This is a genomic window from Streptosporangium sp. CA-115845 (genome assembly GCF_050943795.1).
Taxonomy (GTDB): Bacteria; Actinomycetota; Actinomycetes; order Streptosporangiales; family Streptosporangiaceae; genus Streptosporangium.
The window spans coordinates 7,790,132-7,814,984 of record NZ_CP191988.1; the positions used below are offsets into that span (position 1 = coordinate 7,790,132).

Consider the following 24,853-nt stretch of genomic DNA (forward strand, 5'->3'; position numbering starts at 1 on the left):
CTGGTGAATGCTGCGGCGGGTCACCCCTGGGCGCCACCGGTGCGCTCACTCCACCTGACCTCGTACGGCTTCAGCTCGAACTGCTTGCCGTCCACGGTGGTGCTCGCGGCCGCGTCGGTGGTGTTGACCATCACGAGCTGCCGCTCCTGGGCGAGGACTCGCACCTTCTCGTTGGAGGAGGTGACCGTCTCCAGCGTGGTCCCGAGCGGGAACCACTTGGTGAAGCCGCTCAGGATGCCCGCCATGGGCATCTCCGCACCGGTGCTCGGGTGCCACAGGCAGCCCAGGCAGATCTGGTCGTCGTCGGTGGACTTGCGCTGGGGGTTCCAGTAGAGCGAGGTGGTGACGCCGCTGGTGGCGAACTCCATCATCGCCGCGGTCTGCACCGCGATGCGGCGCTCCTCAGTCCAGTCCCTGCTGTCCGGCTCGACGTACCACTCGGCCCACCAGACCGGCAGGTCGCCGCTCTTCTGCCGCAGCCAGGTGGTGAGGGCTCCGAACTTGCCCAGGGCGGTGAACTCGTCGGGGTAGGCACCGGCCTCCCTGGTGACCGAGGCTCCGTCGACGACGATGAAATCGGCGCCCTTCTTCTTCTCGATCCAGTACTCGACCGCCTCCAGGTCACGCTGGATGACGCTCCCCCACGGCCCCTGGATCTCCGCCCCCTGTTCGGGAACGGTGGTGCTGCCGACCGACACGTACGGCCCGCCGACCTTGATGTCCTTGTCGACGGCCTTCAGCGCGTCGTAGACCTTGTTGTAGAACTCGGTGTAGCCCTCGATGTCCCAGCGGTTCTGGGCGTTGTTCCAGAAACCCTTCAGCTCGTTCCAGACCATGAAGTGCTTGACCGTGGGGTAGCGCCTGGCGACCGTCGCGGCGAGCTTCGCGTAGTCGTCGAAGTGCTCGCGCCGGGGCGCCGTCTCCAGCTGCGTCCAGTCGGTCCGGCCGGAGGTGCCGCCCTTCATCCAGTCGGGCGAGCAGCAGAGCGTGATGATCGGGATGGCCTGGGACCTGGACATGAACTTGATACGACGGTCGAGGTCGCGGAAGTCGTTCTTGCCGGGCGCGGGCTCGGGGTTGCCCGCGCCCCAGCCCATGATGTGCTGGTTCTGCAGCATCGGGATCCGGCTGAGCATGTGGGAGGCGGCCTCGGTGACCGTGCCGCTCTCGTTGTCGGCGCTGAACTCGGTGTGGGTGATGCCCCAGCGTGGCCAGTCCTGGACCGCGGGTGGTTCCTCCAGTGTCGGCGCCGCCTGCGTGGGAGGAACTGTCATACGCTGTCCGCGGGGAATGTCCGGTTTGACAGCGAAGGCGATGATACCCACCACCAGCACCACCGTTACCGCCATCGCTCCCAGTGCGACCGGCCAGGCCGGGCGCCGTCGCTGGTGCCGTCCGTTAGTCGGTATCACCGATTCCTCAATCCTCGCAGGTCAACGAATGTAGCGTTCCACAGCGACAACGGACGTGCCAGTGAGCTGAGCCGCTGCACAGCCAAGCGTTACCGGTCGCGTCGCCAGCGTATCCATGGCGACTTGCATGACGGTTGAAAGTCAGAAGTAGTTCCCGTCATACCCCCGCTCACCGGGCCGTGCGGCACCCACGCCACGGGTCCGGAGTGGACGGCGACCGCGGGTTCAGCCCTCCAGGACCCGCAACGCCCGGTCGACGAGCGTGGGAACGGCGGCGCCGATGTGCTCGAAGCCCTCACCGACGGTCTTGCCCTGCTTGAACCTGGCGTGGATGCCCTCCACGATGACGGCGAGCTTGTAGTTGCCGAAGGCCAGGTAGAAGTCCAGATCGGACAGGTCTGCGCCGGAGACCTTGGCATAGTGTGCGGCGAACTCGCGGGCGGTGAGGAAGCCTGGGGCCACGGTGACGCCCGCCGCGACCGGGATCGAGGCGCGCTCGGTGTCGCCGGGGTCCTGCCAGTAGGTGAGGGTGAGGCCGAGGTCCGCCAGGGGGTCGCCGAGCGTGGACATCTCCCAGTCGACGACGGCGAGGATGTCGGGGTCCGGCGAGATTCGCACGAGCGTGTTGTCGAGCCGGTAGTCACCGTGGACCAGCGTCGAGGCCGAGCGGGCGGGCAGGCGCTCGCGCAGCAGGGCCACCAGACGGTCGTAGGCGGGCAACTCGCCGGTCTTCGACCGTTCCCACTGCTGTCCCCAGCGCTCCAGCTGGCGGGCCATGTATCCCTCGGGGCGTCCGAAGTCCCCCAGGCCCGCCTTCTCGTAGTCGATCGCGTGGATCGCGGCAAGCACCTCGGCCAGCCGCTCCGACAGCCTCCGGGTCTGCTCGGGGGTGAGATCCCGGGTGTCCTCCTGGCTCCGCACGGCCGCGCCGTCCACGTGCGCCATGAGGTAGAACGGCGCCCCGATCACGTCCTGGTCGTCGCAGAAGGCGACCGGCTCCGGCACCGGGACCGAGGTCGGCGCGAGCGCCGAGATCACCCGCCACTCGCGCCTCATGTCGTGGGCGGTCGGCAGCACGTGGCCCAGCGGCGGCCGGCGCAGCACCAGGCGGCGCCCGGGGGTCTCGACGATGTACGTCAGGTTGGACCTGCCACCGGCGATCAGGGAGACCCCGGTGGGCTCGCCGACGCCGGGGACGTTGGCCGCGATCCATTCGACGAGGCGGGACCAGTCGATGCCGGGGGTGCTCATGGCCCCCATTAGAACGCCACTCGGGTGGGTGGCGCCAGCCGGGACCCCACAATGAGATCCCGAAACGTTGTCTCCCCACTGCGGGGAAATTCCTTCCGTACTTTATCGTTACATTACGTCCCTACCAGCATGCTTAGGCTTTACGTCATCCTGCACAGGATGACGTAAAGGGACCCCGCACATCCCAGTAGGAGCTCATGCGCGTCTCAATCGTTCAGCCCCGTGATCTCGGACCGGTCGACATCGACCGCTGGAGGACTCTCCAGGGTGCCGACGCCGCTTTCGACAGCCCGTTCCTGTCGCCGGAGTTCACCGTCACCGTAGGCGCCCTGCAGGAACGCGTCCGGGTCGCGGTGTTGCACGAAGGACAGGACGTGGTGGGCTTCTTCCCCTTCGAACGTCATCCGATGGGCATCGGCATGCCCGTGGCCGCGGGCCTGACCGACGCGCAGGGGCTGGTCCACGCCAAGGACGTGGAGATCGACGCGCAGAGCCTGATCAAGGCGTGCGGCCTGGCCGTCTACGAGTTCGACCACCTGATCGCCGGGCAGCCGCTGCTCCAGCCGGGGCACAGCAGGCACCCTTCACCGATCATCGATCTCCGCGACGGCTTCGAGTCGTACATCGAGACGATCAAGGTGACCTCCGGCAAGACCTACCGCTCGACGGCGTACAAGAGCCGCAAGCTCCAGCGTGACACCGGGCCGCTCCGGCACGACTACGCCACCACCGACCTGGCGCCGCTGCGCACGCTGCTCGGCTGGAAGACCGAGCAGTACCGGCGCACCGGCCGCAACGACAGGTTCGCCCGGCCGTGGATCGTGGAACTGGTCGAACGGTTCCTCGCCACCGACACCGAGCACTTCGGCGGGGTCCTCGACATGGTGTACGTGGACGACCGGCCGGTCGCCGGGCACTTCGGCCTGCGCACCGGCACCACGCTCGCGGGCTGGTTCCCCGCCTACGACACCGCCTTCGCGAAGTACTCCCCCGGTCTGATCCACCACCTGGCCATGGCCGAGAAGGCCGCCGAGGCCGGGATCGGGGTCATCGACATGGGCCGCGGGGAGAAGGAGTACAAGGAGAAGCTGAAGAACGGCGAGTACGAGGTCTCGGAGGGCCGGGTCGCCCGGCTGAGCCCCGGTGCCGGGGTCCACTGGATGCTGCGGGTGCCGGTGCGCAAGGCACGTGGCACGGTCCTGGCCAACCCGCTCCTGCGCACCACCGCCGACCGCGCGCTCAAGACGTACGGCCGCCTGCGAACATCCCTGCAATCTCCCTGAGCAGGGTTCGCGGCGGTGTGGGAACGGTCCTTTCTCACCCGATCAGCTCGGCGATCACCGAGACGCCCCGCCTGACGTCCGCCTGCGACGCGGAGCCGTAGCCGATCACCAGGCCGTGCCGCAGCCGCGGCCCGTGGTAGTGGCGGGTCATCGAGTCGAGCAGCACGCCACGGGCACGGGCGGCCTCGACCAGCGGCGTGACCGCGTGCTCCGCGAGCTCCACCATGACGTGCAGGCCCGCGGTGTCGCCGGTGACCCTGGAGCCGAGGATGTCGACGACCACGGCCCGGCGGCGCGCGTACTCCAGCCGCATCCGGCGCAGGTGCCGGTCCAGGTCCCCCCTCTCGCAGAGCACCGCCACCGCCTGCTGGGCCGGGCCGCCGGTGCGGTCGGCCAGGTCGTCCCTGGTCAGGGCGATGGCTTCGATGAGGCTCGGCCGGGCGACCAGCCAGCCGACGCCGATGTCCGGCGTCAGGGCCTTGCTCAGGCTGCCCAGCAGCACCACCCGCTCGGGACCGAGGCCGTGCAGGGCGGGCAGCGGCGCGACGTCGTAGCGGAACTCGGCGTCGTAGTCGTCCTCCACGAGGATCGCACCGGTGCGTCGGGCCCAGGCGAGAAGGCGCTCCCTGCGCGGGATGGGCAGGCGGCCGCCGAGGGGGTACTGGTGGGCCGGAGTGGTGTAGAGGACACGCAGGTCATCCGGGAGGCGGTCGACGAGGACCCCGTCCTCGTCGACCGGGCAGGGCACGATCTCCGCTCCCCTCCCGGCGAAGACGTTCCTGGCGACGCGGTAGCCGGGCTCCTCGACGCCGGCCCGGTCACCGGGCCGCAGGAGCGTGGCGGCGACCAGGTCGAGCCCGTTGCCGGTACCCCGGGTGACCATGATGTTCTCCGGTCCGACGGGGATCGCCCTGGTCCTGCGCAGGTGCTCGGCCAGGGCCGTGCGGAGCCTGGGCAGGCCGCGGGGATCGGGGTCGCTCGCCGGCGGCAGGTCGGCCGCTCCGCGCCAGGCCCTGCGCCAGGCCGCCCGGTCGTAGTCGTGGACCCACGGCCGCCCGGGACGCAGGTCGATCACCTGCCCTCCGTCCCCCGGTGGGGCGTCCTGGCCCGGAAGGGCGACGGGAGGTGGCGCGAGGGGGCCGCGAGCGCGCTCGTTCACGGGAGGGATCACCATGTCGGCCACGTAGGTGCCGGAGCCGTGGCGTCCTTCGAGCCAGCCTTCCGCGTACAGCTGCTGGTAGGCCTCGGTGACGACGGTACGGCTGACCGCGAGCTGGCCGGCGAGGGCGCGGGTGGAGGGCAGGCGCTCGCCGGAGGCGAGGGCGCCGTCGCGCATGGCGGCCCTGAGACGGTCACCGAGCTGGACGGCGAGTGCCGTACCGGACTCGCGGTCCACCGAAACGGGCAGGTCGACGGCGAGGCGCGGCAAAGTGGTCTCCGGTAAGCGCATGGAAGTGGACATGTTCTCGGTATCCACTTCTCCCTAGGCTAGTGCCATGCTCTCTACGACTCCCCGCACCACCCTCGGCCGCTCGAAGAACAGGGGCCTGACCTCTCGCGAGGATCTGTACGCGGTGCTGGACGCCGGGCTGGTCTGTCATCTGGGCGTCGTGGTCGACGGCTTCCCCATGGTCGTCCCCACCGGTTACGGCCGGATCGGCGACACCCTCTACGTGCACGGTTCCACCGGCGCCACCTCCCTGCGGAACGCGGACGAGGTCTGCGTCACGGTCACCCACCTGGACGGCGTCGTGCTGGCCCGATCGGCCTTCAACCACTCGCTCAACTACCGCTGCGCCATGGTCTACGGCCGTGTCCGCCGGGTGGAGGGCGGCGAGGAGCACCTGGCCGGGCTGCGGGCGATCACCGAGCAACTGGCCCCCGGCCAGTGGGACGCCAGCCGCGCGCCCACCGGAAAGGAGCTCGCCGCGACCACGGTGCTCGCCCTCTCTCTCGCCGAGGCGTCGGTGAAGGTGCGACAGGGCCCGCCGATCGACGAGGAGGAGGACTACGAGCTGCCGATCTGGGCGGGGGTCCTGCCGCTCCACCAGGTCTGGGGAGCTCCCGAGCCCGATCCCGCGATGACCGAGGACCTGGCCGTCCCCGCGCACATCGCGTCACGAACCATGCCCGTTCGTTAAGTCTCCCGTTAAGTCTCCGCGGCGGGCCGGCGCACCACGGGGCGCGCCTGTCCGTGCGAGGCCCCGCCGCTCGTACCGATCGCCCCTTGTGGAGTGAGACTGATTCGCGATTAATGCGCGAAATGCGTTTCTCTATGGCTAGGCTACGGTCCGTCTGTTATGGGTGGGGGCCCAGACAACTGAGGAGACCGTTATGTACGGCACGCCATCGGCCTGGCGAGTCCCCGGATACACCGAGATCCGCGAACTGGGCACCGGCGCGGCGGGGCGCGTGGTGATGGCGCGTCACGATGCCGACGGCGTCCTGGTAGCGATCAAGTACCTGTCCGACGAACTCAGGGGCGACGTCGGCTTCGTGGCGCGCTTCCGGCACGAGGCCAGGGTGCTCAACACCCTGAACAGCCCGCACTCCGTCCGGCTCTACGACTACGTCGAGACCGGCGACGGCGCGGCCATCGTCATGGAGCTGATCAACGGCGTCGCCCTGCGCGCGCTGCTGCGCTCGGAGGGTCCGACCGGCCCGGAGGCGGCGCTGCTCGTACTCAAGGGCTCGCTCATGGGGCTGGCCGCCGCGCACTCGGCGGGCGTGGTGCACCGCGATTTCAAGCCCGAGAACGTGATGGTGGAGGCGGACGGGAAGAGCAAGCTCGTCGACTTCGGCATCGCGCTCCGCTCCGGCGACGGCGACGCCCCCGCGGGCACTCCGCCCTACATGGCCCCCGAGCAGTGGGTGGGCGGACCGGCCGGGCCCTCCACGGACGTCTACGCCGCCACCGTCGTGTTCTTCGAATGCCTGACCGGAACCCGCCCCTTCCGGGCCACGAACATCGCCGCACTGGCCCGCCAGCACCAGGTCATGCCGCCGCCGGTCGAGGAGGTGCCCCGGGCCCTGCAGGGGCTGGTGGAGCGCGGCCTGGCCAAGCACGCCGCCGACCGGCCGCCGACCGCCTCCGCGTTCCTCACCGAGTTGGAGGCCGTGGCCGCCGACGCCTACGGTCCCGACTGGCAGGAGCGCGGCCGCCGCCGCCTGGCGGGGATCGTCGGGCTGCTGGCCGGGCTGTTCCCGCTGGACGCGCCCGCCCCGGCGGCCGACACCTCGCTGGCCACCACCGAGCTCGGCGGCAAAGGGGGAAGGACCTCCTCGCTCAGCAAGCTGAGCGTCAAGATCCTCATTGGTGTCGGCTGCATCGCGGTGATCGGCGGGCTGACCGCGGTACTGGTCGGATCGGGCGAGACCACGAAGATCCAGCCGCAGAGCTCCACCGTCACGAAGGACCCGACCCCCTCGGACCCGCTGGAGACGGTGCTCCCCGGGGACGACGGCGACGAGCTCGACGAGCCCGCGGAGGCGTCGCCGACCGCGAGCGCGCCCTCCGCGACACCCACGCCGAGCAGCACCACCCCGGGCCTCCCGCCCGTGCCGACCACCGCGACGCCCTCCAAGACGCCCAAGGCGTCGGCGAAGCCCACCAGGAGGCCGACCACACGGCCGACCCCGCGGCCGACCGGGAAACCGACCGGGACGCCGACCGAGTCTCCCGCCCCCGAGGAGAGCTCCACGCTCAGCAATCCCGGCAAACCGGACACTCCCGCGACCAGGCCGCCGTCCCCGACGGCGACCCCGACCCAGCCGTCGGCCTCCCCCACCCGGACGCGGCCGACGACGCGGCCGACCACGTCCTCGCCCTCCCCCTCCGGGACGAACCCCGAGGAAACCCCGACCGCCGAGGGAACCCCCCGGCTCACCGGCTCGCCCCTGCCCCCCGTCGAGACGGCCCCCTCGGCGCTCCTCGCGCTGGGCCTGGTGACAAGCTGTGCCGTGCCGGTCACACTGGCCGTCAAGCGCGGCGTGGCGGGACGGCACAGGAAACGCCGGTAACCAGGAAACGGGCAGAATCATGAACACTGACCGGGGCGGCGTCGCCGGATTCCGGTTGACCGGTCCTACCTGGGCCGGCGACCTGGGAATCTGGTCGTCGGCCGTCGCGGCCGACGGACGGCGGGGAGGCGCGCTCAGGTTCGACCCGCGACTGGTCGCCGATCCCTCGGCCCGCGAGAGGCTGATCGCGGCCGTGGTCGCCGACCGCAGGCTCACGCAGAGCGGCCTGACCGGGCTGGTCCCGATCGCCGACCTCATCACGGCCCAGGACGAGGTCTGGCTGATCACCTCGGAACCGGCGGCACCGACGGTGCGCGACCTGCTGTCCGGAGCCCCTGGATCGTCCGGGCCCGACGCGGGCAGCGCGGCCACGGTCCTGATGGAGACCGCGCGGGTGCTGCTGGCCGTCCACTCCTCCGGGCTCGTCCACGGTGAGCTTCACCCGGGCACCGTGGTGATCGCCCCGGACGGGTCGGCACTGCTCGCCGAGCGAGGGCTGCTCGACGCGCTGCTCGGCCGCCCGCCCGCGCCGGAGCGGGACGTGGCCGCCTGGGCGTCACTCGCCCGGGGGCTGGCCGCCACCTGGGCCTCGGCCGACCGGGAAGCCGCGGGGCTGCTGGAACGGGTGGCGGCGACGGCCTCCATCCGGGGGCTCGCCGCCGCGCGCGACGCCCTGCTCGCCGGGCGTGACGTGCTGCCCTCCGGGTTCACCACCCGCGACAGGCTCGTGGAGACCCTGCACCGGCGGCCGACGTATGAGGCGCCCGGCCGGGGAGGGCCCCCGCCGCCCGTGCCGGCCGCCCCCGACGAGGGGGAGATCGTCACGCTGCTCCACGTTCCGGGAACCGGCGAGCAGCGAACCCTGGGGGCCGACGAGCACCGGCCCGAGGACGTGGTCCTGCGGTTCGGTCCCGGGGTGCCCGCCGAGACCACGGCCGCCCAGATCTGGCGGGCCGGCCGGGACCAGCAGCAGACCGAGCCGCCCTCCGACGGGCTCAGGGCCGCCGCGGCCCCCCATGCTCGGCGGCGTCGCGGTCGTACGATCCTCTCCTCGGCGATCCTCGCGCTGATGGTCGTGGGCGCGCTGGCGCTCTGGCTGTTCCGCGGTTCGTCGACACCGCTTGAGGTGACGAAGGTGGACGTCAGCGCCCCCAGGAAGACCCAGGACTGCGACACGACGGTGAAGATCACCGGTGTCCTGCACACCAACGGCGCGGGCGGGGAGGTCAGCTACCAGTGGAAGCGGAGCGACCGCAAGGAGCCGATCGTGCAGACCGACCAGATCTCGTCCGGGGCGACCTCGCACGAGGTGAACCTGGACTGGACGGTCAAGGGCGAGGGAAGTTTCAAGGGAACCGTCACCCTGTCGCTGCTCTCGCCGGCCCCCGAGGGCAAGAAGATCCAGGACAGAGCCACCTTCACCTACAAATGTTCATGAGTGATCCGCAAGGTCCACAATGCAGTACAAAGCCGTTCTTACTACTCTGACGGCCATGACCACGCAGACCCCCTCCGGCTGGTACCCCGATCCCTACGGCTCGCCGCTGTTGCGGTGGTGGGACGGCCACCAGTGGACCGATGCCACCCATCAGGCGGATGTCCCCACAGGGCAGGGCACGCCTCAGGGATCACAGACCGGCCCCTTCTCCTCCCAGCCTCCCCCCGCGGGGCAGGGCACCTGGCAGGCGGCGGCGCCCTCGCGGGAAGAGCCCGCGGGAACGGGCCCGACCGGCCAGTGGAGCCGGCAGACCATGCAGCAGGGACCGGCGGGTACGGGGCAGCCGAACGGCAACACGGCGCAGATGCCCCTCCCGCCGTACGGCGTTCACCCGTCCGGGCCGCCGCCGCGCAAGAGCGGTCCGCTCCCGTGGATCCTCGGCGGTGGCGGCGCGCTGGTCCTGATCGTCGTGATCGTGGTCGCCGCGATGTATCTGATCAACCCCGACAGCAGAAACGAGGCCGGCGAGCCCGTCACGCCCCGTACGCCGCCTCCCTCAGCGAGCCGGGAGCCGACCCCCGAGCCGACGCCCTCGCAGAGCCCGCCGCCCCAGCCGGTGGACGGGCGCGTCACCGACCCCGTGACCGGCCTGTCCTACCAGATCCCCGAAGGGCCGTGGCAGATACCTCCCAGCTCCGGCAGCGGGCTCGGGTTCACCTGGAACAGCGCGGTCGTCGCCACCGCCCAGGAGAACTTCGACGGCAAGGGCGGCAACTGGGTCGGCAACGTGCTGACCGGCGAGCTTCCCGACCAGTACGGCTACCAGGGTGTGGAGAGCATGCGCTCGGTCGCCACGACGTTGCTGCAGGTCGTCGAGCCCAACTTCTACAGCCCCCCGCACCGCCGGAAGATCGTCGAGGACAAGGCGGTCAAGGTGAGCGGCAAGGACGCCTGGCTGTTCGTCTTCGACCTGGACTTCTCCGAGCAGTCCGAGGCCAACGGCTGGAAGTGGAAGCGGGAGCGAGCCGCGTTCCTGATCGTCGACCGAGGTGAGGGCAGCCGAGCGGCGCTGGCCTACATCAGCGTGCCCGACAATCTCGGCATCTCAACGGTGGACAAGGTGATCAAGTCATTCAAGCTCTCGTAAGGGAGTACTACCCTGAGGGCTATGAGTGACCTGCTGGTCTGGATCGACTGTGAGATGACCGGGCTTGACCTTGGCCGTGACGCGCTCGTCGAGGTGGCCTGCGTGGTCACCGACGGCGAGCTGAACCAGCTTGACGACGGTGTGGACGTGGTCATCAAACCCCCGCCCGAGTCCATCGAGCAGATGTCGGAGGTGGTACGCGAGATGCACACCGCCTCCGGCCTGCTGGATGCGCTGAGCGAGGGCGTCACGCTGGCCGAGGCCGAGTCCATGGTGCTCGAATACATCAAGGGACACATCAAGGAGCCGAAGAAGGCTCCGCTGTGCGGCAACTCCATCTCCACCGACCGGTCGTTCCTCTCCCGGGACATGGCCGCCGTGGACGCCTTCCTGCACTATCGGATGATCGACGTCTCCTCGGTGAAGGAACTGGCCCGGCGCTGGTACCCGCGGGTCTACTTCGCCTCGCCCGAGAAGCAGGGCGGCCACCGCGCGCTGGCCGACATCGTCGAGAGCATCCGGGAGCTGCGCTACTACCGCGCGGCGGTCTTCGTGCCCCAGCCGGGACCCGACTCCGCCACCGCCAGGGAACTGGCCGAGACGGTGTCCGCGCGAAACCCCTGACCGGCTCGCGGGAAACCCGGTACGAAACGACTCCCAAAGACCGCTACACTTTTCATGTGCTGCCAAGGCGGCGATGGTGGGCGTAGCTCAGTTGGCAGAGCGCTAGGTTGTGGTCCTAGATGCCGGGGGTTCAAGTCCCCTCGCTCACCCCAAGAGAACGGCCGGTCCCTCGGGACCGGTCGTTCTGCATTTCCACTCCCTTTACCCACCAAAAGTGGATATTGCGGGTTATGCTCGCAGCTATCGCTACGCCGTAGGACCGGGGGTTTCGGCGACCTGACCGTGTTGCAACCACGGAGGCCGGATGAGAGTCGACGATGCCACCTTCGACGCGGAACCCACAGCCGTGACGGGCTTGAGCAGGCGCGAGACCGAGGTCATGGAACTGATCGCGACGGGTCGCTCCAACGGGCAGATCGCCCAGCACCTGTTTCTCAGCGAGAAGACCGTGAAGAACCATGTGAACCGGATATACGCCAAGCTGGGGGTCGACTCGCGGGTCACCGCGATCGATCTGTGGCTGGAACGGGCCGCGCGCGAGGACCCTCAGCACTGCTGAACGGCGACACGACGTCTCCGGACCGCTTCGGGGCCGTCGGGCCCGACCGGGCGGGGCGCCTCGGGCGGCGGGAGACCTCCAGGGCGCGGGCGATGGCGGACGTGCCCTCCCTCAGTTCCTCGGAGGTGATCGAGAGCGCCGGGCGCAACCGTACCGAGCGCTCGCCGCAGGGCAGGACCAGCACGCCCTCGTCCTCCCTGAGCGTGGCCACCAACAGGTCGCGCCGCGCGGCGTCCGGCAGGTCGAACGCGCACATCAGGCCACGCCCCCGGGCGTTCTCCACCAGGCCGGGGAAGCCGGCCTGGATCTCCAGCAGCGCCGTGAGGAGCTCGGCGCCGAGCCTGCCCGCGCGCGGGATCAGGCCGTCGCGCTCCACGATCTCCAGCATCCGGCGGGAGCGGACCATGTCGACCAGTCCTCCGCCCCAGGTCGAGTTGATCCTGCCGCTGATCTGGAACACGTTGTCCGGCACCTCGTCGACCCTGCGGCCCGCCATGATCCCGCCCACCTGGACCTTCTTGCCGAAGGCCACCACATCGGGACTCAGGCCGAGCTGCTGGTAGGCCCAGGGGGTACCCGTGGTCCCGGCACCGGTCTGCACCTCGTCCAGGACAAGGAGGGCGTCATGCTCGTGGCAGAGCCGTTCCATCGCGAGCAGGAACTCCGCCCGCATGTGGTTGTCGCCGCCCTCCCCCTGGATGGGCTCGGCGATGAAGCAGGCGATGTCGTGGGGATGGCGCTCGAAGGCCGCCCGCGCCGCGGCCAGGGACCTCTCCTCGGCCGCCTCGACGTCGCCGAGGTGGATCGCGGGCACCTCGATCCTGGGCCAGTCGAACTTCGGGAACCGGTCGGTCTTGATCGGGTCGGTGTTGGTCAGCGAGAGCGTGTAGCCGCTGCGCCCGTGGAAGGCGCGGGTGAGGTGGAGCACCTTGCCGCCGAGCTCGGGTGAGCGCCCCCGCGAGGCGTTGAGACGGCTCTTCCAGTCGAAGGCGCACTTCAGTGCGTTCTCCACGGCGAGGGCTCCGCCCTCCACGAAGAACAGGTGCGGTAGCTCGGGGTCACCGAGCACCCTGGCGAACGTGTCGGCGAAGTCGGCGAGGTGGGAGGTGTAGAGGTCGGAGTTGGCGGGCTTGTTCGCGGCGACGTGGCCGAGGAGCGCCAGGAACTCGGGGTCGTCGTCGAACGGGTTCACCCCGAGCGGGGCCGAGGCGAAGAAGCTGTAGAAGTCCAGGTAGCTCCGGCCGGTGTGGGCGTCGACGAGCCGGGAACCTCGGCTCCGTTCAAGGTCCAGCACCAGCCGGTAGCCGTCGACGAGCAGATGACGAGCGAGACGGGCGTGCACGTCCATGTCCCCTCCACAGTGATCCGAAGAGATGATCCCCCGCCATTGACACATCTACACGGAGACATTACGCACTGGAGGCGGTTCTTGTGAAGATTTTTCGGTTTACCGACATCCTGGACATGAATACCCGGGCGCCGGGACCGTGCGGCCCGAGCCCCTCTCGATGACCGTCTCCCTTCCCGGGGACCACTCCTTCCGAGACCACAAATCAGTCAAATCGACCTGCCGTAGGTTGGGCCAGGTCGGTTCACCGGAGAACGGCACGTTACGCCGCCGCGTAGACCACCAGGGAGACCGCCACGTACTGCACCAGGTAGGCGGCCACGGTGAAGGCGTGGAAGACCTCGTGGAAGCCGAACCACCGGGGGGAGGGGTCTGGCCGCCTCATGGCGTACACGACGCCGCCCGCCGTGTAGAGCACCCCGCCGAGGAAGACCAGGGCCACCGCGACCACGCCCGCGCCCCGTACGAGCTGCGGCAGCACGAAGACGGCGGTCCAGCCGAGGCCGATGTAGAGGGCGGTCGAGAGCCACCGGGGGGCGTTGACCCACAGCACCCGGAAGAGCACCCCGGCGATCGCACCCGCCCAGATCACGCCGAGCACCACCGCGTCGGCCGGAGCGTCCAGGGCGAGCAGCGCGAACGGGGTGTAGGTGCCCGCGATGATCAGGTAGATGTTGGCGTGGTCGAGCCGGTGGAGCACCTCCTCCGTGCGCGGGGAGAGCACCCCCCGGTGGTAGGTGGCCGAGATCCCGAAGAGCAGGCCGGAGGTGATCGCGTAGACCGCGGCGGCGATCCTCGCCTGCGGAGTGGGCCCCAGCGCGACCAGGACGAATCCCGCGACGAGTGCCACGGGGAGCGCCCCGGCGTGCAACCAGCCGCGGAGGCGGGGCTTGACGGACTCGGCGAGCGTTTCTGCGACGGTCGTGGCCATAAACCTACGGTAGCGTAAGTTACGTCATCGTAGGTTGTGATTCTCCCTACACGCCGCGGCCGTGGACCGGTGTCCCCTCCAGCCGGGACCCGCCGTAGTGGAAACGGGGCATATGGTTTCTCTCCGGGTTCACGTCGCGGAAAAGAGGATCCAGCTGATGGGCAGGCGGGAAGCGCGGGAGCCGATGCCGGGACGGTATCCGGTGACCTTCGGCGAGGTGGACCTGCTGCAGGACCTCGACAGGCCCTCCGGCTGGGTGGTCTCCAAGGACGGCGTGCCGCAGTCGTACGTCGACCTCGACGACGCCACCTACCTCGACTTCGAGTACGTCCAGCTGATGGCCGGCGTCGTCGACCTGCTCGCCGAGGGCCCGCTGGACGCGGTGCACGTGGGCGGTTGCGCCTGCACCCTGCCCCGCTACGTCGCGGCGACCCGTCCCGGGTCCCGGCAGATCGTCGCCGAGCCCGACGAGGGGCTCGTCCAGCTCGTCAGGGACCAGCTCCGGCTGAAGTCGGTGCCCCGGCTCAAGGTCAGGGTCCTCGACGGCCGCACCGCCACCGCCGGGCTCGGGGACGACTCGGCCGACCTGCTCGTGCTGGACGCCTTCAGCGGTGCCACGATGCCGATCGAGCTGGCCACCTCCGAGTACATGGGAGACGTCGCCCGCGTCCTGCGCGCCACCGGCACCGTGCTGATCAACGTCGCCGACGGCAAGGGGCTGGCCTTCACCCGCCGGGTGCTCGCCACCGTCCGCGAGACCTTCCCCCAGGTGGCGCTGCTCGCCGAGCCGGGCATCATGCGGGGCCGCCGCTTCGGCAACCTCATCGTCGCCGCCTCCCGGATGCCGCTCCCCGTCTCCGACCTGACCCGCAGGGCCGCGGGCGGCCTCACCCAGGCCCGCTGCGTGTACGGCGAGGACATCGTCAGGTTCATCGCCGGAGCCCGCCCGCTGCACGACGGTGACGCCGTGGTCACCCCGGTCCCCCCGCCCGCGGTCTTCGGCTGACCCGCGACCGGCCCGTTTCCCCGATCTCGTCCGCCATGGAATAGTTGAAACATCAACTGAGTTGTCGCCTGCGAACATCGCAGGAAGGAATCCACAATGCCGGCCGTGACCGTAGAGAACCTACTGACCCTGCCCCGCCTGCCGCAGCCGCTGAACGCGGTCCGCGAGCGCCAGGTGCTGGCGATCACCACAGCCCCGAGCGGATTCGAGGGAGAGGGCTTCCCGGTCCGCAAGGCACTCGCGACGATCAAGTCCCAGTATCTCGACCCGTTCATCATGATGGACCAGATGGGCGAGGTCGACTACGCGCCGGGCGAGCCCAAGGGCACCCCCTGGCACCCGCACCGGGGCTTCGAGACCGTCACCTACATGATCGACGGCGTGATGGAGCACGCCGACTCGCATGGCGGCGGCGGCACGATCTCCGACGGCGACACCCAGTGGATGACGGCCGGCGGTGGAATCCTGCACAAGGAGGCTCCTCCGGAGTGGCTGGTCGCCAAGGGCGGCCTGTTCCACGGGATCCAGCTCTGGGTCAACCTCCCCGGCAAGGAGAAGATGGTCGCGCCGAAGTACCAGGACATCGGCAGGACCAACGTCGTCCTGCTCAGCAGCCATGACGGCGGGGCGCTGGTCCGCCTGATCGCGGGCGAGGTCGGCGAGTTCACCGGCCCCGGCTCCACCAGGACGCCGATCACCCTGCTGCACGCCTCGCTGAGCCCCGGCTCCCAGCTGACGCTCCCCTGGCGCAAGGATTTCAACGCGCTCGCGTACGTCCTGTCGGGCCACGGCACCGCGGGCGGCGACCGGCAGCCGATCGAATCGGGCCAGCTGGCCGTCTTCGACGGCTTCGGCAGCCTTCCGGGGCTGGGCACCGAGGGCGAGACCATCACGCTGTCGGCGGCCGGCACCCAGGAGAGCCGGAGCCCCAACATGGAGGTCATCGTGCTCGGCGGGCGCCCGATCGGCGAGCCGGTCGCGCACTACGGGCCGTTCGTGATGAACACCCAGGCGGAGCTCGCCAAGGCGTTCGAGGACTACCAGGCGGGCCGCCTCGGCACCATCCCCGCGGGCCACGCCTGATCGCGGAGCGCCGGGGCAGAACACGTCCTAAGACTGGATGAGGGTGACGCAGGCGACGCGGGGGCCTGCGGCACCGGCCTCGGCGCCGGCGGTGCGGGTCGGCTCGGCGTGGATCACCAACGATCTGGGCAACCGGCCCGCGACGAACGCCCAGTCCCGGGTGGCGGTGGCGGTGGCCTCCCCCCGGGCGTCGGTGGTGAAGTCGAGCCAGACCTCGTTCTGGGCACTGGCGTGGGCGTGGGCGTGCTGGTAGTGCGGCCCGGCGTCCTCGGGCTTGAGACCGCACGGGTTGACGTGCAGGTGCACCCCGTAGGTGCGTCCCGGGAGCATGCCGGTGACGGTGACCGTGGAGGTGGCGAGCACCGCCCCCGACTCCGCGGTGACCCGGGCCGTGGCTCCCGGCGGCACCAGCGTGGCGTCGTAGGCGATGACGGAGGCACGAGGTCCGGGGGCGGAGAACACCCCGCCTCCGGTAAGGCGGATCCCCGCGGCGCTTGAGGCGACGGCCGGGCCGCGCCCCGCAGGATGGGTGTCGACGGCCTGCTCACCACAGCCGGCGCAGAGCAGGGCGACGGCGAGAACTCCCAGAATGCGCATCCATGATCTCCTTGGCGGGCCGGGACGGTGCAGCGCCCACCATAACGAGTAATCATATGATCACATTGGGTATTGACCGCTTCCGGTCTTCGTCTTCGCTCCCGGCCGGGAGCGAAGACGAAGACCGGACCCCCTACGGGTGCCGGCGGCCGAACCGCTCGGCGTTCAGGCGTTGGCGGCGGCTATCTCGTCGATGCGGGCGGCCAGGGTGAAGTCCATCTCCGTCAGCCCGCCGGCGTCGTGCGTGCTGAGCGCGAGGTGGAGGGTGCGCCAGCGGATGTCGATGTCGGGGTGGTGGTTAAGCTTCTCGGCCTCGACCGCGATCTCGTCCACGATGCGGATCGCGGTCGGGAAGTCGGTGGCGGTGATCTTCCGGCGGATCTCGTCTCCCTCGCGCCGCCATTCGGGCAGGCCGGTGAGCCGGTCGTGCACCGCGGAGTCGTCAAGCAGGTTCATCCTCCCAGGAGATCACGTCCCCGGCGAGGACACCAAGCCGGGGCAGGCTCCCGGCGCGCCGGGCCATGGCCATGATGCCCTGGGCCATGGCGGTGGCGTGGCTGGTTCCCTCCAGGAGGGGCTCCAGTTCGGGCAGCAGACCGGGCAGCCGGGACAGGCTCCAGTCGTGCCAGCCGGACAGGCGGGTGCCGCCGCTGTCGGGGTCCTCGGCGCGGTAGCCGGCCAGGATCGGGCACTCCCGGTGAATGCGGAGCAGCCATCTCTCGATGTCGGCGTTGAGCGCGGCTATCCGGGAGGGCGCGGCGTACAGCCAGCCGTCGTCGCCGATCCGGTCGGACTCGCCGCCGAGCGCGGGGTAGGAGCGGGCCACCGTGCCGTGCAGGAACAGGCCGCTGGCCACCATGAGCTGGCGCCCCTCGCACCAGTCGAGCGCCCCGCGCAGGGGTGCCGGGACGGTGTCGACGATGACCGCGCGCTGGGAGGCCGTGGGCTGCCGGGCGAAGCGGACGTGCACCTCGGCCCACATGTAATAACTCGCCTCCCCCGCTCCGAAGAAGGGGAAGGGAAAGTCCTGGTCGGGGTGGGCCATGGGTCGGGTTTCTCCGTGGAGAGGGGACAGGAGTCGTTCCGAATATGAACGACTCCTGACGACACTCCCGGGATTACTCGCCGGAGGCGGTAGTTTGACCGGATCCGGTCATTTGACCGCGCCGGAGGTGAGACCCGACTGGATCTGGCGCTGGAAGATGATGTAGACGATCATGACCGGGATGATGGCCATGCTCAGCGCGGCGAACAGGCCGGGCCAGTCGGCCTCGTAACCGGCACTGGTGGAGATGTTGGCGACGCCCTGGGTGATCAGCCACTTGTTCTCGACGTTGCCCGACAGCAGCACGATCGGCAGGAGGTACTGGTTCCACTGGCCCAGGATGTTGAAGATCGTGATGCTGACCAGCCCCGGCTTGGCCATCGGCACCATGATCTGGAAGAACGTCCGGGTGTGCGAGCAGCCGTCCATCATCGCCGCCTCGGCCACCGAGGTGGGCAGCGTCTTGAAGAACGCCGACAGGAAGAAGACGGTGAACGGCAGCGAGTAGGCGATGTAGACCAGGATCACGCCGAGGTGGGTGTCGATCAGGCCCAGGTTCTTCACCACGAAGAAGAGCGGGACCAGCGCGAGGAAGACCGGGAACGTCATCCCCGACACGAACAGGAAGTAGATCGCCCTGTTGCCGGGGAAGCTGTAGCGCGCCAGCACGTACGCGGCCATCGAGCCGAGCAGCATGGTGCCGGCCGTGCTGCACGCCACCACGAAGACGGTGTTCAGCATGTACTGCCCGATGTGCGCCTTCTCCCAGGCCCGGCCCCAGGCGTCCCAGCCGAAGGAGGCGGGCAGCGTGATGGCGTCCCCGAAGATCTCGGTGTTGGTCTTGAAGGAGGCCAGGAACGTCCAGAGGATCGGGCCGACGATCAGGATCGCCCAGACCAGCAGCGCGAGGTGGGACAGCACCCCGAAGGGGCCGAGCGAGCCCTTGCTCCGCCGGGCACGCGCGTGGGCGGCGGGGCGGGAGGCGGCGGGCTTGCGAGCCGTGTCCGTGGCCATCAGAACTCGATCCTCTCGCGCCGGGTCACGCGCAGGGTGAGGGCGGCGAACGTGATGGTCATGAAGAACAGCGCCACGCCCATCGCCGACGCGTAGCCGAACTTGGAGAAGTTGAACGCCGTGCGCCAGATCTCCATCGGGAGCACCGTCGTGGCGTTGTCGGGCCCACCGCGGTCGACCGAGAGGACCTGGACCAGGGCGAAGGCGTCGAAGGCGGCGATGCCGAGATAGACCCAGGCGACCTGCATGGTGTCCCAGAGCAGCGGGATCGTGATCCTGAAGAACAGGGTGAACCTGCCCGCGCCGTCGAGGGCGGCGGCCTCGAACACATCCTTGGGGATGGAGGACATGCCGGCCGAGAACAGCACCACGTAGAAGCCGACGGCCTGCCAGACCATCACGCCGATGATGGCCAGCAGGGCGATGTCGGGATCGATGAGCCAGCCGACCGGTTCGATGCCGACCTTGCCGAGCAGGCTGTTGATCACGCCGGTCCCGTCCGGACGGTAGATCGCCTGGAAGAGCACGCCGACGATGGCGACGGCCAGGACCTGGGGCAGGAAGAAGATCACCCGGTAGACCTTCGAGCCCCAGATCCCGGTCATCCGACCGCCCCGCTGCCCGCCGCTCAGGTTGAGCAGGAAGGAGAAGAACAGGGCGATCACGATGGTGACCAGCGGCATGACAAGCAGCAGAACACCGTGGTGACGCACCGCAGCCCAGAAGACCTCGTCGTCAAGGAGCCTGGTGAAGTTCTCCAGGCCGATGAACTGAGGGTTCGCCGAGATGCCCTTCCAGTTGGTCACCGCGATGTAGAAAGCCTGGATGTACGGGCTGACCACGAAGACCGCGTAGAGGAGCACCGGCGCGGCGAGAAAGCCGACGATGAACGGATACTTGCCTTGCCGCATCGGGGCTACACCGTCCGGGTCTGCTTGGTGATGGACGAGTCGGCCTTGGTCTTGTCGGCGGCCTTCTGCATCTTCTCGCAGAACTCGTCGCCGGAGATGCGGCCGAACATGAGCGCGTTGGTCTGCTTGCGCAGCTCGGTCTCGAACTCCTTGTACCAGTTCTCGAAGTTGCTGAAGGTGACGATGTTCTGGCCCGCGGCGCTCTGCGCGGCGCTGAGGCTGGCGTTGCCCGGCGACAGCTTCAGGCCGTCGGCGGCACCGGTCACCACCGTGATGTTGCCGGACTTCTCGGTGAAGCCCCTCGCGCCCTCCTTGGAGAGCATGATGCGCAGGTACTCCAGGCCGCCCTTGGGGTTCTTGGCCTTGGCCGGGACGATGTACGCCTCGCCGGCGGCGGCGCGGATGGCCTCGAACGGCATCTTGTCGGCCGCGGTGACGCTGGGAGTGGGCGACAGCGCGTACTTGAAGCCTTCGGGGGTCTGCTCCTTCTGCTCGTTCTCCAGCCAGGAACCGGAGGGGTAGAGGGCGACCTTGCCCTGGTTCTGGCGGAGCTGCACCTCGGTGTGGATCAGGCCCTCGAAGGACTTGTCCATGTATTTGGCGATCTCAGCCCAGGCGGCGGCGGACTGCTTCATGGCGTCGCGCTGCCAGACTCCGTCGACGAGGTTGTCGACGTCGAGCAGGATCTGGTTGCCCTCGATCTTCGCGGCGGAGATGAGGATCATCCAGTACGCGTAGTAGGCGGCGTTCTTGCCCGCGTACGCGAACGGGGTGATCCCGGCGGCCTTGGCCTTCTCGGCGAAGGCCTTGAACTCCTCGAAGGTCTTCGGCGGGGTCCAGCCGTTCTTCTCGAACAGCACGGAGTCGTACCAGAGGCCGTACGCGGAGAAGACGTAGTTCATCAGGTACGGCTTGCCCGCGAGGAGACCCGACTCGACGGTGCCCGGCGCGACCAGGTCGCGGACCTTCTTGTTCGGGTCGTCGATCGAGGGGGCGTCCCACAGCTCGGTGAGCTCAAGGAGCTGGCCCTCCTGCTGCAGGGCACCGTTGTCCATCAGGTCGGTGCCGGAGTTGGCGATCACGTCGGGGACGTCGCCACCGGCGAACCGCGGCTGCAGGGTCTGTGCGATCTGCTGGGTGGCGACGTGCTTGACCTGCGCCTGGGCGAACGCCTTCTTGTACAGCGGCTCGTGCACCTCGGTGGCGTAACTGTCACCGAGGCCGCCCTTGAAGATGACCACCTCAAGCGGCGCGTCGGCGGCGACGCCGAACGGGTTCGCCGCGGAGATCGCGCCACCCGCGGAGGGGGCCGCGGAGGTGCTGGCCGTCGGAGCCGCGCCGCCGGTGGCGCAGGCGCTGAGCAGCCCGGCGCCTGGGCCGACGATCAGAGCGCTCATGCCGATCCGGCGGAGCAACTGCCGCCGGGTGATGTCTCCGGGCGTACCGACCGAGTTTGACATGCAACCCTCCTGAACGGGGGATCAATTAGGAAAGTTTCCTAAACGTTTGCCCGAAGGTACGTATCCGCGGAGTCCAGCGTCAAGACTTCCCGGCCGGTCTAGACCGAGCCGTGATGTCCCTGCGACCTATCCGCTAGCTACCAAACGCCGAGGAGGTGCAATTCAATGACAAAAAGGCACACAGTAGCCGATATTTCCCTGAAACCATTGACGCGACCACTGCCAGGGAGATAAAGGAACCGTGCTCGCCGGCAGCCAAGGGGCGACAACCGGTCTAGACCAGATAATGAGGGTTTGCCGCCCGGTACCGCAAGCCCCTACTTTTGACGGCATGTTGCTGGCCGAGCAGCGCCGCCTGCTGTGTGAGTACGGTCGCCGAGCCGCCACGACCGGACTGGTCGTCGGAACCGCGGGAAATCTCAGCGTGCGCGCGGGCGAACTCGTCGCCGTGACGCCCAGCGGCGTCTCCCTCGACCGGCTGGAACCCGAGGCCTGCCCGATCGTCGACGTCGAGGGCCACCTCGTCGAGGGCGACCTGCGGCCGTCCTCGGAGACTCCCATGCACCTGGCGGTCTATACGACCACCGACGCCGGCGCGATCGTGCACACCCACTCCGTCTTCGGCACCGTGGTCGCCACGACCATGAGCGAGCTGCCGCCCATCCACTACAACGCCCTGCTGCTCGGCGGGACCGTCCGCGTCGCCGAATACGCCACCTACGGCACCCCCGAGCTCGCCGCCTCCGTCCGGGCCGCGCTGGCGGACAGGCGCGCGGCGCTGCTGGCCAACCACGGCGGGGTCACGATCGGCGACGACCTGGACTCCGCCTTCGAGGCGACCAGGCTGCTGGAGTGGCTCTGCGAGGTCTACGTGCGGGCCAAGGGCGTCGGCGAGCCCCGCGTGCTCACCGAGGAACAGCTCGCCGCGGTGGTCCGGCGCGCCTTCGATCCGCCCACGTTCCCCCGCCGCGGGAACTGACCGCGACACGACCGCCCGCCGCCCGTACACCCTCGTCGCGAGGACCGAGCGCGACGCGGCCCCGCCCCGTACCCCCCTTCGCGAGGACTGACCCGATGCCTCTCCAGCTCACCGGCGCCCCGAGCGATCCGGACCTCATCCGCCTGCCCTGGGACGTCCCGCTGGAGGACTGGCCCGAGCACCGCCTGGTCTCCCTGCCCCGCGGCATCTCCCGGCACGTGGTGCGCTTCGCCCGCCTTTCCGGCAAGGTCTATGCGATCAAGGAGATCAGCGAGTACTACGCCAAGCGCGAGTACCGCCTGCTGTGGGACCTGAGCCGGATGGACACCCCGTCGGTGGAGCCGGTGGCCGTGGTCACCGGGCGGACCGACGCCGCCGGTGAGCCGCTCGACTCGGCGCTCATCACCCAGCACCTGCAGTTCTCGCTGCCCTACCGGGCGGTCATGTCCGGAACGGTCCGCCCCGAGACGCTCAACCGGCTGCTCGACGCCCTGGCCGTGCTGCTGGTACGGCTGCACCTCAGCGGCTTCTACTGGGGCGACTGCTCACTGTCGAACGTCCTGTTCCGCCGGGACGCGGGCTCCTTCGCCGCCTACCTCGTCGACGCCGAGACCGGTGAGCTGCATCCCATGATCAGTGAGGGCCAGCGGCTGTACGACATCGAGGTGGCGCACACCAACATCTTCGGCGAGATGCTCGACCTGGAGGCGGGCGGGTTGCTGCACTCCTCCATCGACCCCGAACAGGTCGCCGACTCCATCTGCGAGCGCTACCACCGCCTCTGGGGCGAGCTCACCTCCGACGACATCATCGAGGAGGTCGACTGGCACATGATCGACCAGCGGATCCGCCGGCTGAACTCGCTGGGCTTCGACGTCGCCGAGATGATGATCCGCCGCAAGGCGGGCACCGGGCGGCTGATCGTCCGCCCCAAGGTGGTGGACGCCGGGCACCACCAGCGCAGGCTGCTGCGGCTCACCGGCCTGGACGTGGAGGAGAACCAGGCCAGGCGGCTCCTCAACGACCTCGACTGCTTCCGTGTGTCGTACGGCCTGCGCCACGAGGACGAGGCGATCGTGGCCCACCGCTGGCTGGCCGAGGTCTTCCAGCCCACGGTGGAGGCCGTCCCGCAGAATCTGCGCGGCAAGCTGGAGCCCGCCCAGTTCTTCCACGAGGTGCTCGACCACCGCTGGTTCCTGTCGGAGAAGGCCGGGAACGACGTCGGCCTGCCCGCCGCGGCGAATTCCTACGTGAAGAACATTCTTGTTTTCAAGCCGGACGAAAAGGCGATTATCACCGACCAACCAACGGGTTGATTTCCACCCGGGGTGTATATCTTCCTACTCGGTTGGTGAATCCTACGCTTTTTCCTATCAAGGCCCTGGCTGGAAAGGACGAATCCCGAGGGCTTTCCCTACGCTGACCGGGCGACGCCTGAAGTCGCCGGCAAGGGAGAGCACGTGCTCGGAATCGAAGACTGCCTCACTGAGGTAATGGCCATCCCCGGTGCCCTGGACGCGATCCTCATCGATCAGACCAGCGGGACGGTCGTGGCGACCGGCGGCGCGAGCCGCCACGGTGACGTGGAGCGATCGGCCGCGGGACTGAGCGAGACCCTGCGCGCGACGCTGGACGGACTCGCCGTCACCGCACCGGGCGGCACCGTCCGGATCGACGACATGATCATAACCACGGACGGCGGCCACCATTTGCTGCGGCCGTTGGAAACGCTTTTCGACGGCCCACTGGTCATTTATGTCAGGCTCGACCTGGAACGGTCGAACCTGGCACTGGCCCGCCACCGCCTCCAGGCCCTTTCCGGCCGCCTGATATCGACGTGAAGCCGTGCCGAGCGTCGAGATCATCCTCAGTGGGCTCGCCAGTGATCGCGCCACCGGCTCGCTCCGCCTCGGCAAGGCGGGCGCCATCTATCTCACCGACGGCCGCGTGACCTACGCCGAGAGCGCGGCGGCCCCCCGGCTGGAGGACCTGCTGGCGGCCTGCCGCGGGATCTCCACCCACGCCGTACGACAGGCCAGGCAGTCCGCGACCGAGGATCTGCGGGGCGGCGAGCCGCCGTTCGCCGCCCCGCAGATCCTCGGAGGCGACCGGCTCCTCGCCCAGGGTCTGCTCACCAGGGGCGAGCTGGAGTTCTGCGTGCTGAGCACGGTGCTCGACGCCGGCTACTTCCTGCTGGAGTCGACCGGGCACCGGCCCAGGTTCCGACGGGGAGAGCGGCACTGGCTCGGACCGCACTGGTACTTCGACGCGGCCGGTCTGCTCCGGGAGTGCAAGCGGAGGAAGGCGCAGTTGGAACAGACCTGGCCGTCCGCGGAGCTGGACACGCTCCCGGTCGTCCCGCGCAGGCGCATCGCCGCCCAGCGGGTGGTGCTGAGCTCGCTGCAGTGGGAGGTGCTGGTCGGCGCCGACTCCACGGCGACCCCGGCCGACCTGGCACGCAAGCTGGGCCGCCCGGCGTACTCGGTGCTGCTCGCCGTACGGCAGCTCGCCTCCCGTGGGCTGCTGCGCGTCCCGGAACCCGCCGCGCAGGACCCGCTGCCGAGACGGACGAGGGGTGCCACGGAGATCCCGGCAGCCGGAACGGGCTCCCTGGCGACGCCTGCGTCGCTCCCCGGAGCCACCGGGGACCCGACCGACGTCAACCTGCTCATCCGGCTCAGGAACGCATTGGAGGCACTGACTTGAGCCTGGTTCGATGCCGCCGATAAGGCTGCGGACGCTGAA

24 protein-coding genes and 1 tRNA gene are annotated in these 24,853 nt (G+C 69.4%); 14 read left to right on the plus strand and 11 right to left on the minus strand.

Going from position 1 to position 24,853, the window contains the following annotated elements; translation table 11 throughout:
- Nucleotides 1–20 precede the first annotated feature (20 nt).
- Both ACQP0P_RS37390 and ACQP0P_RS37395 read right to left on the minus strand, forming a co-directional pair.
- Nucleotides 21–1,274, minus strand: a complete 1,254-nt coding sequence (locus ACQP0P_RS37390) for a GH39 family glycosyl hydrolase (RefSeq protein ID WP_433364668.1) — start codon at nucleotides 1,272–1,274, stop codon at nucleotides 21–23.
- A gap of 363 nt (nucleotides 1,275–1,637) precedes the next feature.
- Nucleotides 1,638–2,663: a phosphotransferase family protein gene (locus ACQP0P_RS37395; protein WP_433364671.1), complete on the minus strand. Its 1,026-nt coding sequence runs from the start codon at nucleotides 2,661–2,663 to the stop codon at nucleotides 1,638–1,640.
- A 197-nt stretch (nucleotides 2,664–2,860) separates the two neighbouring features.
- On the opposite strand from ACQP0P_RS37395, the gene ACQP0P_RS37400 reads away from it, so the two are divergent.
- The gene (locus ACQP0P_RS37400; RefSeq protein ID WP_433364674.1) at nucleotides 2,861–3,946 is read left to right on the plus strand and encodes a GNAT family N-acetyltransferase; all 1,086 of its coding nucleotides are present in this window, start codon (nucleotides 2,861–2,863) and stop codon (nucleotides 3,944–3,946) included.
- A gap of 34 nt (nucleotides 3,947–3,980) precedes the next feature.
- Here the strand turns inward: ACQP0P_RS37400 and ACQP0P_RS37405 are convergent, their stop codons facing one another.
- The gene (locus ACQP0P_RS37405; protein WP_433382301.1) at nucleotides 3,981–5,375 is read right to left on the minus strand and encodes a PLP-dependent aminotransferase family protein; all 1,395 of its coding nucleotides are present in this window, start codon (nucleotides 5,373–5,375) and stop codon (nucleotides 3,981–3,983) included.
- Nucleotides 5,376–5,442: 67 nt separating this feature from the next.
- Between ACQP0P_RS37405 and ACQP0P_RS37410 the strand changes: the two genes are divergently transcribed.
- The 7 genes from ACQP0P_RS37410 (at nucleotide 5,443) to ACQP0P_RS37440 (ending at nucleotide 11,734) form a co-directional block, all read left to right on the plus strand.
- Nucleotides 5,443–6,087 (plus strand): pyridoxamine 5'-phosphate oxidase family protein, encoded by a 645-nt coding sequence (locus ACQP0P_RS37410; RefSeq protein WP_433364677.1) that lies wholly within the window; start codon nucleotides 5,443–5,445, stop codon nucleotides 6,085–6,087.
- Nucleotides 6,088–6,280: 193 nt separating this feature from the next.
- On the plus strand, nucleotides 6,281–7,966 hold the full coding sequence (locus ACQP0P_RS37415) for a protein kinase domain-containing protein (protein WP_433364680.1): 1,686 nt from the start codon (nucleotides 6,281–6,283) through the stop codon (nucleotides 7,964–7,966).
- A 19-nt stretch (nucleotides 7,967–7,985) separates the two neighbouring features.
- Nucleotides 7,986–9,404 carry a hypothetical protein gene (locus ACQP0P_RS37420; protein WP_433364682.1) on the plus strand — a complete coding sequence of 473 codons (1,419 nt, stop codon included), beginning with the start codon at nucleotides 7,986–7,988 and terminating at the stop codon, nucleotides 9,402–9,404.
- Between the two features lie 55 nt (nucleotides 9,405–9,459).
- The gene (locus ACQP0P_RS37425) at nucleotides 9,460–10,551 is read left to right on the plus strand and encodes a DUF2510 domain-containing protein (protein ID WP_433364685.1); all 1,092 of its coding nucleotides are present in this window, start codon (nucleotides 9,460–9,462) and stop codon (nucleotides 10,549–10,551) included.
- A 21-nt stretch (nucleotides 10,552–10,572) separates the two neighbouring features.
- Entirely contained in the window at nucleotides 10,573–11,175 is a 603-nt protein-coding gene (orn, locus tag ACQP0P_RS37430; RefSeq protein ID WP_433364688.1) for an oligoribonuclease, read from the plus strand.
- Between the two features lie 76 nt (nucleotides 11,176–11,251).
- Nucleotides 11,252–11,327 (plus strand) — tRNA-His (locus ACQP0P_RS37435).
- Between the two features lie 152 nt (nucleotides 11,328–11,479).
- Nucleotides 11,480–11,734 carry a helix-turn-helix domain-containing protein gene (locus ACQP0P_RS37440; RefSeq protein WP_433364690.1) on the plus strand — a complete coding sequence of 85 codons (255 nt, stop codon included), beginning with the start codon at nucleotides 11,480–11,482 and terminating at the stop codon, nucleotides 11,732–11,734.
- Here ACQP0P_RS37440 and lat read toward each other — a convergent pair.
- Nucleotides 11,676–13,082 (minus strand): L-lysine 6-transaminase, encoded by a 1,407-nt coding sequence (gene lat, locus ACQP0P_RS37445; RefSeq protein WP_433364693.1) that lies wholly within the window; start codon nucleotides 13,080–13,082, stop codon nucleotides 11,676–11,678. The two genes, ACQP0P_RS37440 and lat, sit on opposite strands and share 59 nt — an antisense overlap.
- A 262-nt stretch (nucleotides 13,083–13,344) precedes the next feature.
- The gene (gene trhA / locus ACQP0P_RS37450; protein ID WP_350921137.1) at nucleotides 13,345–14,013 is read right to left on the minus strand and encodes a PAQR family membrane homeostasis protein TrhA; all 669 of its coding nucleotides are present in this window, start codon (nucleotides 14,011–14,013) and stop codon (nucleotides 13,345–13,347) included.
- A gap of 157 nt (nucleotides 14,014–14,170) precedes the next feature.
- Between trhA and ACQP0P_RS37455 the strand changes: the two genes are divergently transcribed.
- Complete coding sequence (locus ACQP0P_RS37455) at nucleotides 14,171–15,019, plus strand: spermidine synthase (RefSeq protein WP_433364696.1); 849 nt, start codon at nucleotides 14,171–14,173, stop codon at nucleotides 15,017–15,019.
- A 96-nt stretch (nucleotides 15,020–15,115) separates the two neighbouring features.
- A complete protein-coding gene (locus tag ACQP0P_RS37460) occupies nucleotides 15,116–16,102 on the plus strand; it encodes a pirin family protein (RefSeq protein ID WP_433364699.1) in 987 nt (328 codons plus the stop codon).
- Nucleotides 16,103–16,129: 27 nt separating this feature from the next.
- Here the strand turns inward: ACQP0P_RS37460 and ACQP0P_RS37465 are convergent, their stop codons facing one another.
- The 6 genes from ACQP0P_RS37465 to ngcE form a co-directional block, all read right to left on the minus strand.
- On the minus strand, nucleotides 16,130–16,699 hold the full coding sequence (locus tag ACQP0P_RS37465; RefSeq protein WP_433364702.1) for a superoxide dismutase family protein: 570 nt from the start codon (nucleotides 16,697–16,699) through the stop codon (nucleotides 16,130–16,132).
- 165 nt (nucleotides 16,700–16,864) lie between these two features.
- A complete protein-coding gene (locus ACQP0P_RS37470) occupies nucleotides 16,865–17,155 on the minus strand; it encodes a 4a-hydroxytetrahydrobiopterin dehydratase (protein WP_433364705.1) in 291 nt (96 codons plus the stop codon).
- A complete protein-coding gene (locus tag ACQP0P_RS37475) occupies nucleotides 17,142–17,744 on the minus strand; it encodes a hypothetical protein (RefSeq protein ID WP_433364708.1) in 603 nt (200 codons plus the stop codon). Before ACQP0P_RS37475 ends, ACQP0P_RS37470 begins: the two co-directional genes overlap by 14 nt.
- Before the next feature lie 108 nt (nucleotides 17,745–17,852).
- The gene (locus tag ACQP0P_RS37480) at nucleotides 17,853–18,758 is read right to left on the minus strand and encodes a carbohydrate ABC transporter permease (RefSeq protein WP_433364710.1); all 906 of its coding nucleotides are present in this window, start codon (nucleotides 18,756–18,758) and stop codon (nucleotides 17,853–17,855) included.
- Nucleotides 18,758–19,669 carry a carbohydrate ABC transporter permease gene (locus ACQP0P_RS37485; RefSeq protein ID WP_433364713.1) on the minus strand — a complete coding sequence of 304 codons (912 nt, stop codon included), beginning with the start codon at nucleotides 19,667–19,669 and terminating at the stop codon, nucleotides 18,758–18,760. The genes ACQP0P_RS37480 and ACQP0P_RS37485 overlap by 1 nt, the downstream gene beginning before the upstream one ends.
- A gap of 5 nt (nucleotides 19,670–19,674) precedes the next feature.
- Nucleotides 19,675–21,129, minus strand: a complete 1,455-nt coding sequence (ngcE, locus tag ACQP0P_RS37490; RefSeq protein WP_433364716.1) for an N-acetylglucosamine/diacetylchitobiose ABC transporter substrate-binding protein — start codon at nucleotides 21,127–21,129, stop codon at nucleotides 19,675–19,677.
- Between the two features lie 331 nt (nucleotides 21,130–21,460).
- On the opposite strand from ngcE, the gene ACQP0P_RS37495 reads away from it, so the two are divergent.
- The 4 genes from ACQP0P_RS37495 to ACQP0P_RS37510 all read left to right on the plus strand — a co-directional run bounded on the left by ACQP0P_RS37495 (nucleotide 21,461) and on the right by ACQP0P_RS37510 (nucleotide 24,814).
- Nucleotides 21,461–22,108: a class II aldolase/adducin family protein gene (locus ACQP0P_RS37495; RefSeq protein ID WP_433364719.1), complete on the plus strand. Its 648-nt coding sequence runs from the start codon at nucleotides 21,461–21,463 to the stop codon at nucleotides 22,106–22,108.
- 95 nt (nucleotides 22,109–22,203) lie between these two features.
- Nucleotides 22,204–23,424 (plus strand): DUF4032 domain-containing protein, encoded by a 1,221-nt coding sequence (locus ACQP0P_RS37500; RefSeq protein ID WP_433364722.1) that lies wholly within the window; start codon nucleotides 22,204–22,206, stop codon nucleotides 23,422–23,424.
- A gap of 144 nt (nucleotides 23,425–23,568) precedes the next feature.
- On the plus strand, nucleotides 23,569–23,949 hold the full coding sequence (locus ACQP0P_RS37505; RefSeq protein ID WP_030911916.1) for a hypothetical protein: 381 nt from the start codon (nucleotides 23,569–23,571) through the stop codon (nucleotides 23,947–23,949).
- Nucleotides 23,950–23,953: 4 nt separating this feature from the next.
- Nucleotides 23,954–24,814 carry a hypothetical protein gene (locus ACQP0P_RS37510; protein ID WP_433364725.1) on the plus strand — a complete coding sequence of 287 codons (861 nt, stop codon included), beginning with the start codon at nucleotides 23,954–23,956 and terminating at the stop codon, nucleotides 24,812–24,814.
- The last annotated feature ends 39 nt before the right edge of the window (nucleotides 24,815–24,853 follow it).

Coding starts and splice junctions, on each gene's coding strand:
- ACQP0P_RS37390 (WP_433364668.1), bottom strand. CDS start 1,274: ATGACAGTTCCTCCCACGCAGGCGGCGCCGACACTGGAGGAACCACCC.
- ACQP0P_RS37395 (WP_433364671.1), bottom strand. CDS start 2,663: ATGAGCACCCCCGGCATCGACTGGTCCCGCCTCGTCGAATGGATCGCG.
- ACQP0P_RS37400 (WP_433364674.1), top strand. CDS start 2,861: ATGCGCGTCTCAATCGTTCAGCCCCGTGATCTCGGACCGGTCGACATC.
- ACQP0P_RS37410 (WP_433364677.1), top strand. CDS start 5,443: ATGCTCTCTACGACTCCCCGCACCACCCTCGGCCGCTCGAAGAACAGG.
- ACQP0P_RS37415 (WP_433364680.1), top strand. CDS start 6,281: ATGTACGGCACGCCATCGGCCTGGCGAGTCCCCGGATACACCGAGATC.
- ACQP0P_RS37420 (WP_433364682.1), top strand. CDS start 7,986: ATGAACACTGACCGGGGCGGCGTCGCCGGATTCCGGTTGACCGGTCCT.
- ACQP0P_RS37425 (WP_433364685.1), top strand. CDS start 9,460: ATGACCACGCAGACCCCCTCCGGCTGGTACCCCGATCCCTACGGCTCG.
- orn (WP_433364688.1), top strand. CDS start 10,573: ATGAGTGACCTGCTGGTCTGGATCGACTGTGAGATGACCGGGCTTGAC.
- ACQP0P_RS37440 (WP_433364690.1), top strand. CDS start 11,480: ATGAGAGTCGACGATGCCACCTTCGACGCGGAACCCACAGCCGTGACG.
- lat (WP_433364693.1), bottom strand. CDS start 13,082: ATGGACGTGCACGCCCGTCTCGCTCGTCATCTGCTCGTCGACGGCTAC.
- trhA (WP_350921137.1), bottom strand. CDS start 14,013: ATGGCCACGACCGTCGCAGAAACGCTCGCCGAGTCCGTCAAGCCCCGC.
- ACQP0P_RS37455 (WP_433364696.1), top strand. CDS start 14,171: ATGGGCAGGCGGGAAGCGCGGGAGCCGATGCCGGGACGGTATCCGGTG.
- ACQP0P_RS37460 (WP_433364699.1), top strand. CDS start 15,116: ATGCCGGCCGTGACCGTAGAGAACCTACTGACCCTGCCCCGCCTGCCG.
- ACQP0P_RS37465 (WP_433364702.1), bottom strand. CDS start 16,699: ATGCGCATTCTGGGAGTTCTCGCCGTCGCCCTGCTCTGCGCCGGCTGT.
- ACQP0P_RS37470 (WP_433364705.1), bottom strand. CDS start 17,155: ATGAACCTGCTTGACGACTCCGCGGTGCACGACCGGCTCACCGGCCTG.
- ACQP0P_RS37475 (WP_433364708.1), bottom strand. CDS start 17,744: ATGGCCCACCCCGACCAGGACTTTCCCTTCCCCTTCTTCGGAGCGGGG.
- ACQP0P_RS37480 (WP_433364710.1), bottom strand. CDS start 18,758: ATGGCCACGGACACGGCTCGCAAGCCCGCCGCCTCCCGCCCCGCCGCC.
- ACQP0P_RS37485 (WP_433364713.1), bottom strand. CDS start 19,669: ATGCGGCAAGGCAAGTATCCGTTCATCGTCGGCTTTCTCGCCGCGCCG.
- ngcE (WP_433364716.1), bottom strand. CDS start 21,129: ATGTCAAACTCGGTCGGTACGCCCGGAGACATCACCCGGCGGCAGTTG.
- ACQP0P_RS37495 (WP_433364719.1), top strand. CDS start 21,461: ATGTTGCTGGCCGAGCAGCGCCGCCTGCTGTGTGAGTACGGTCGCCGA.
- ACQP0P_RS37500 (WP_433364722.1), top strand. CDS start 22,204: ATGCCTCTCCAGCTCACCGGCGCCCCGAGCGATCCGGACCTCATCCGC.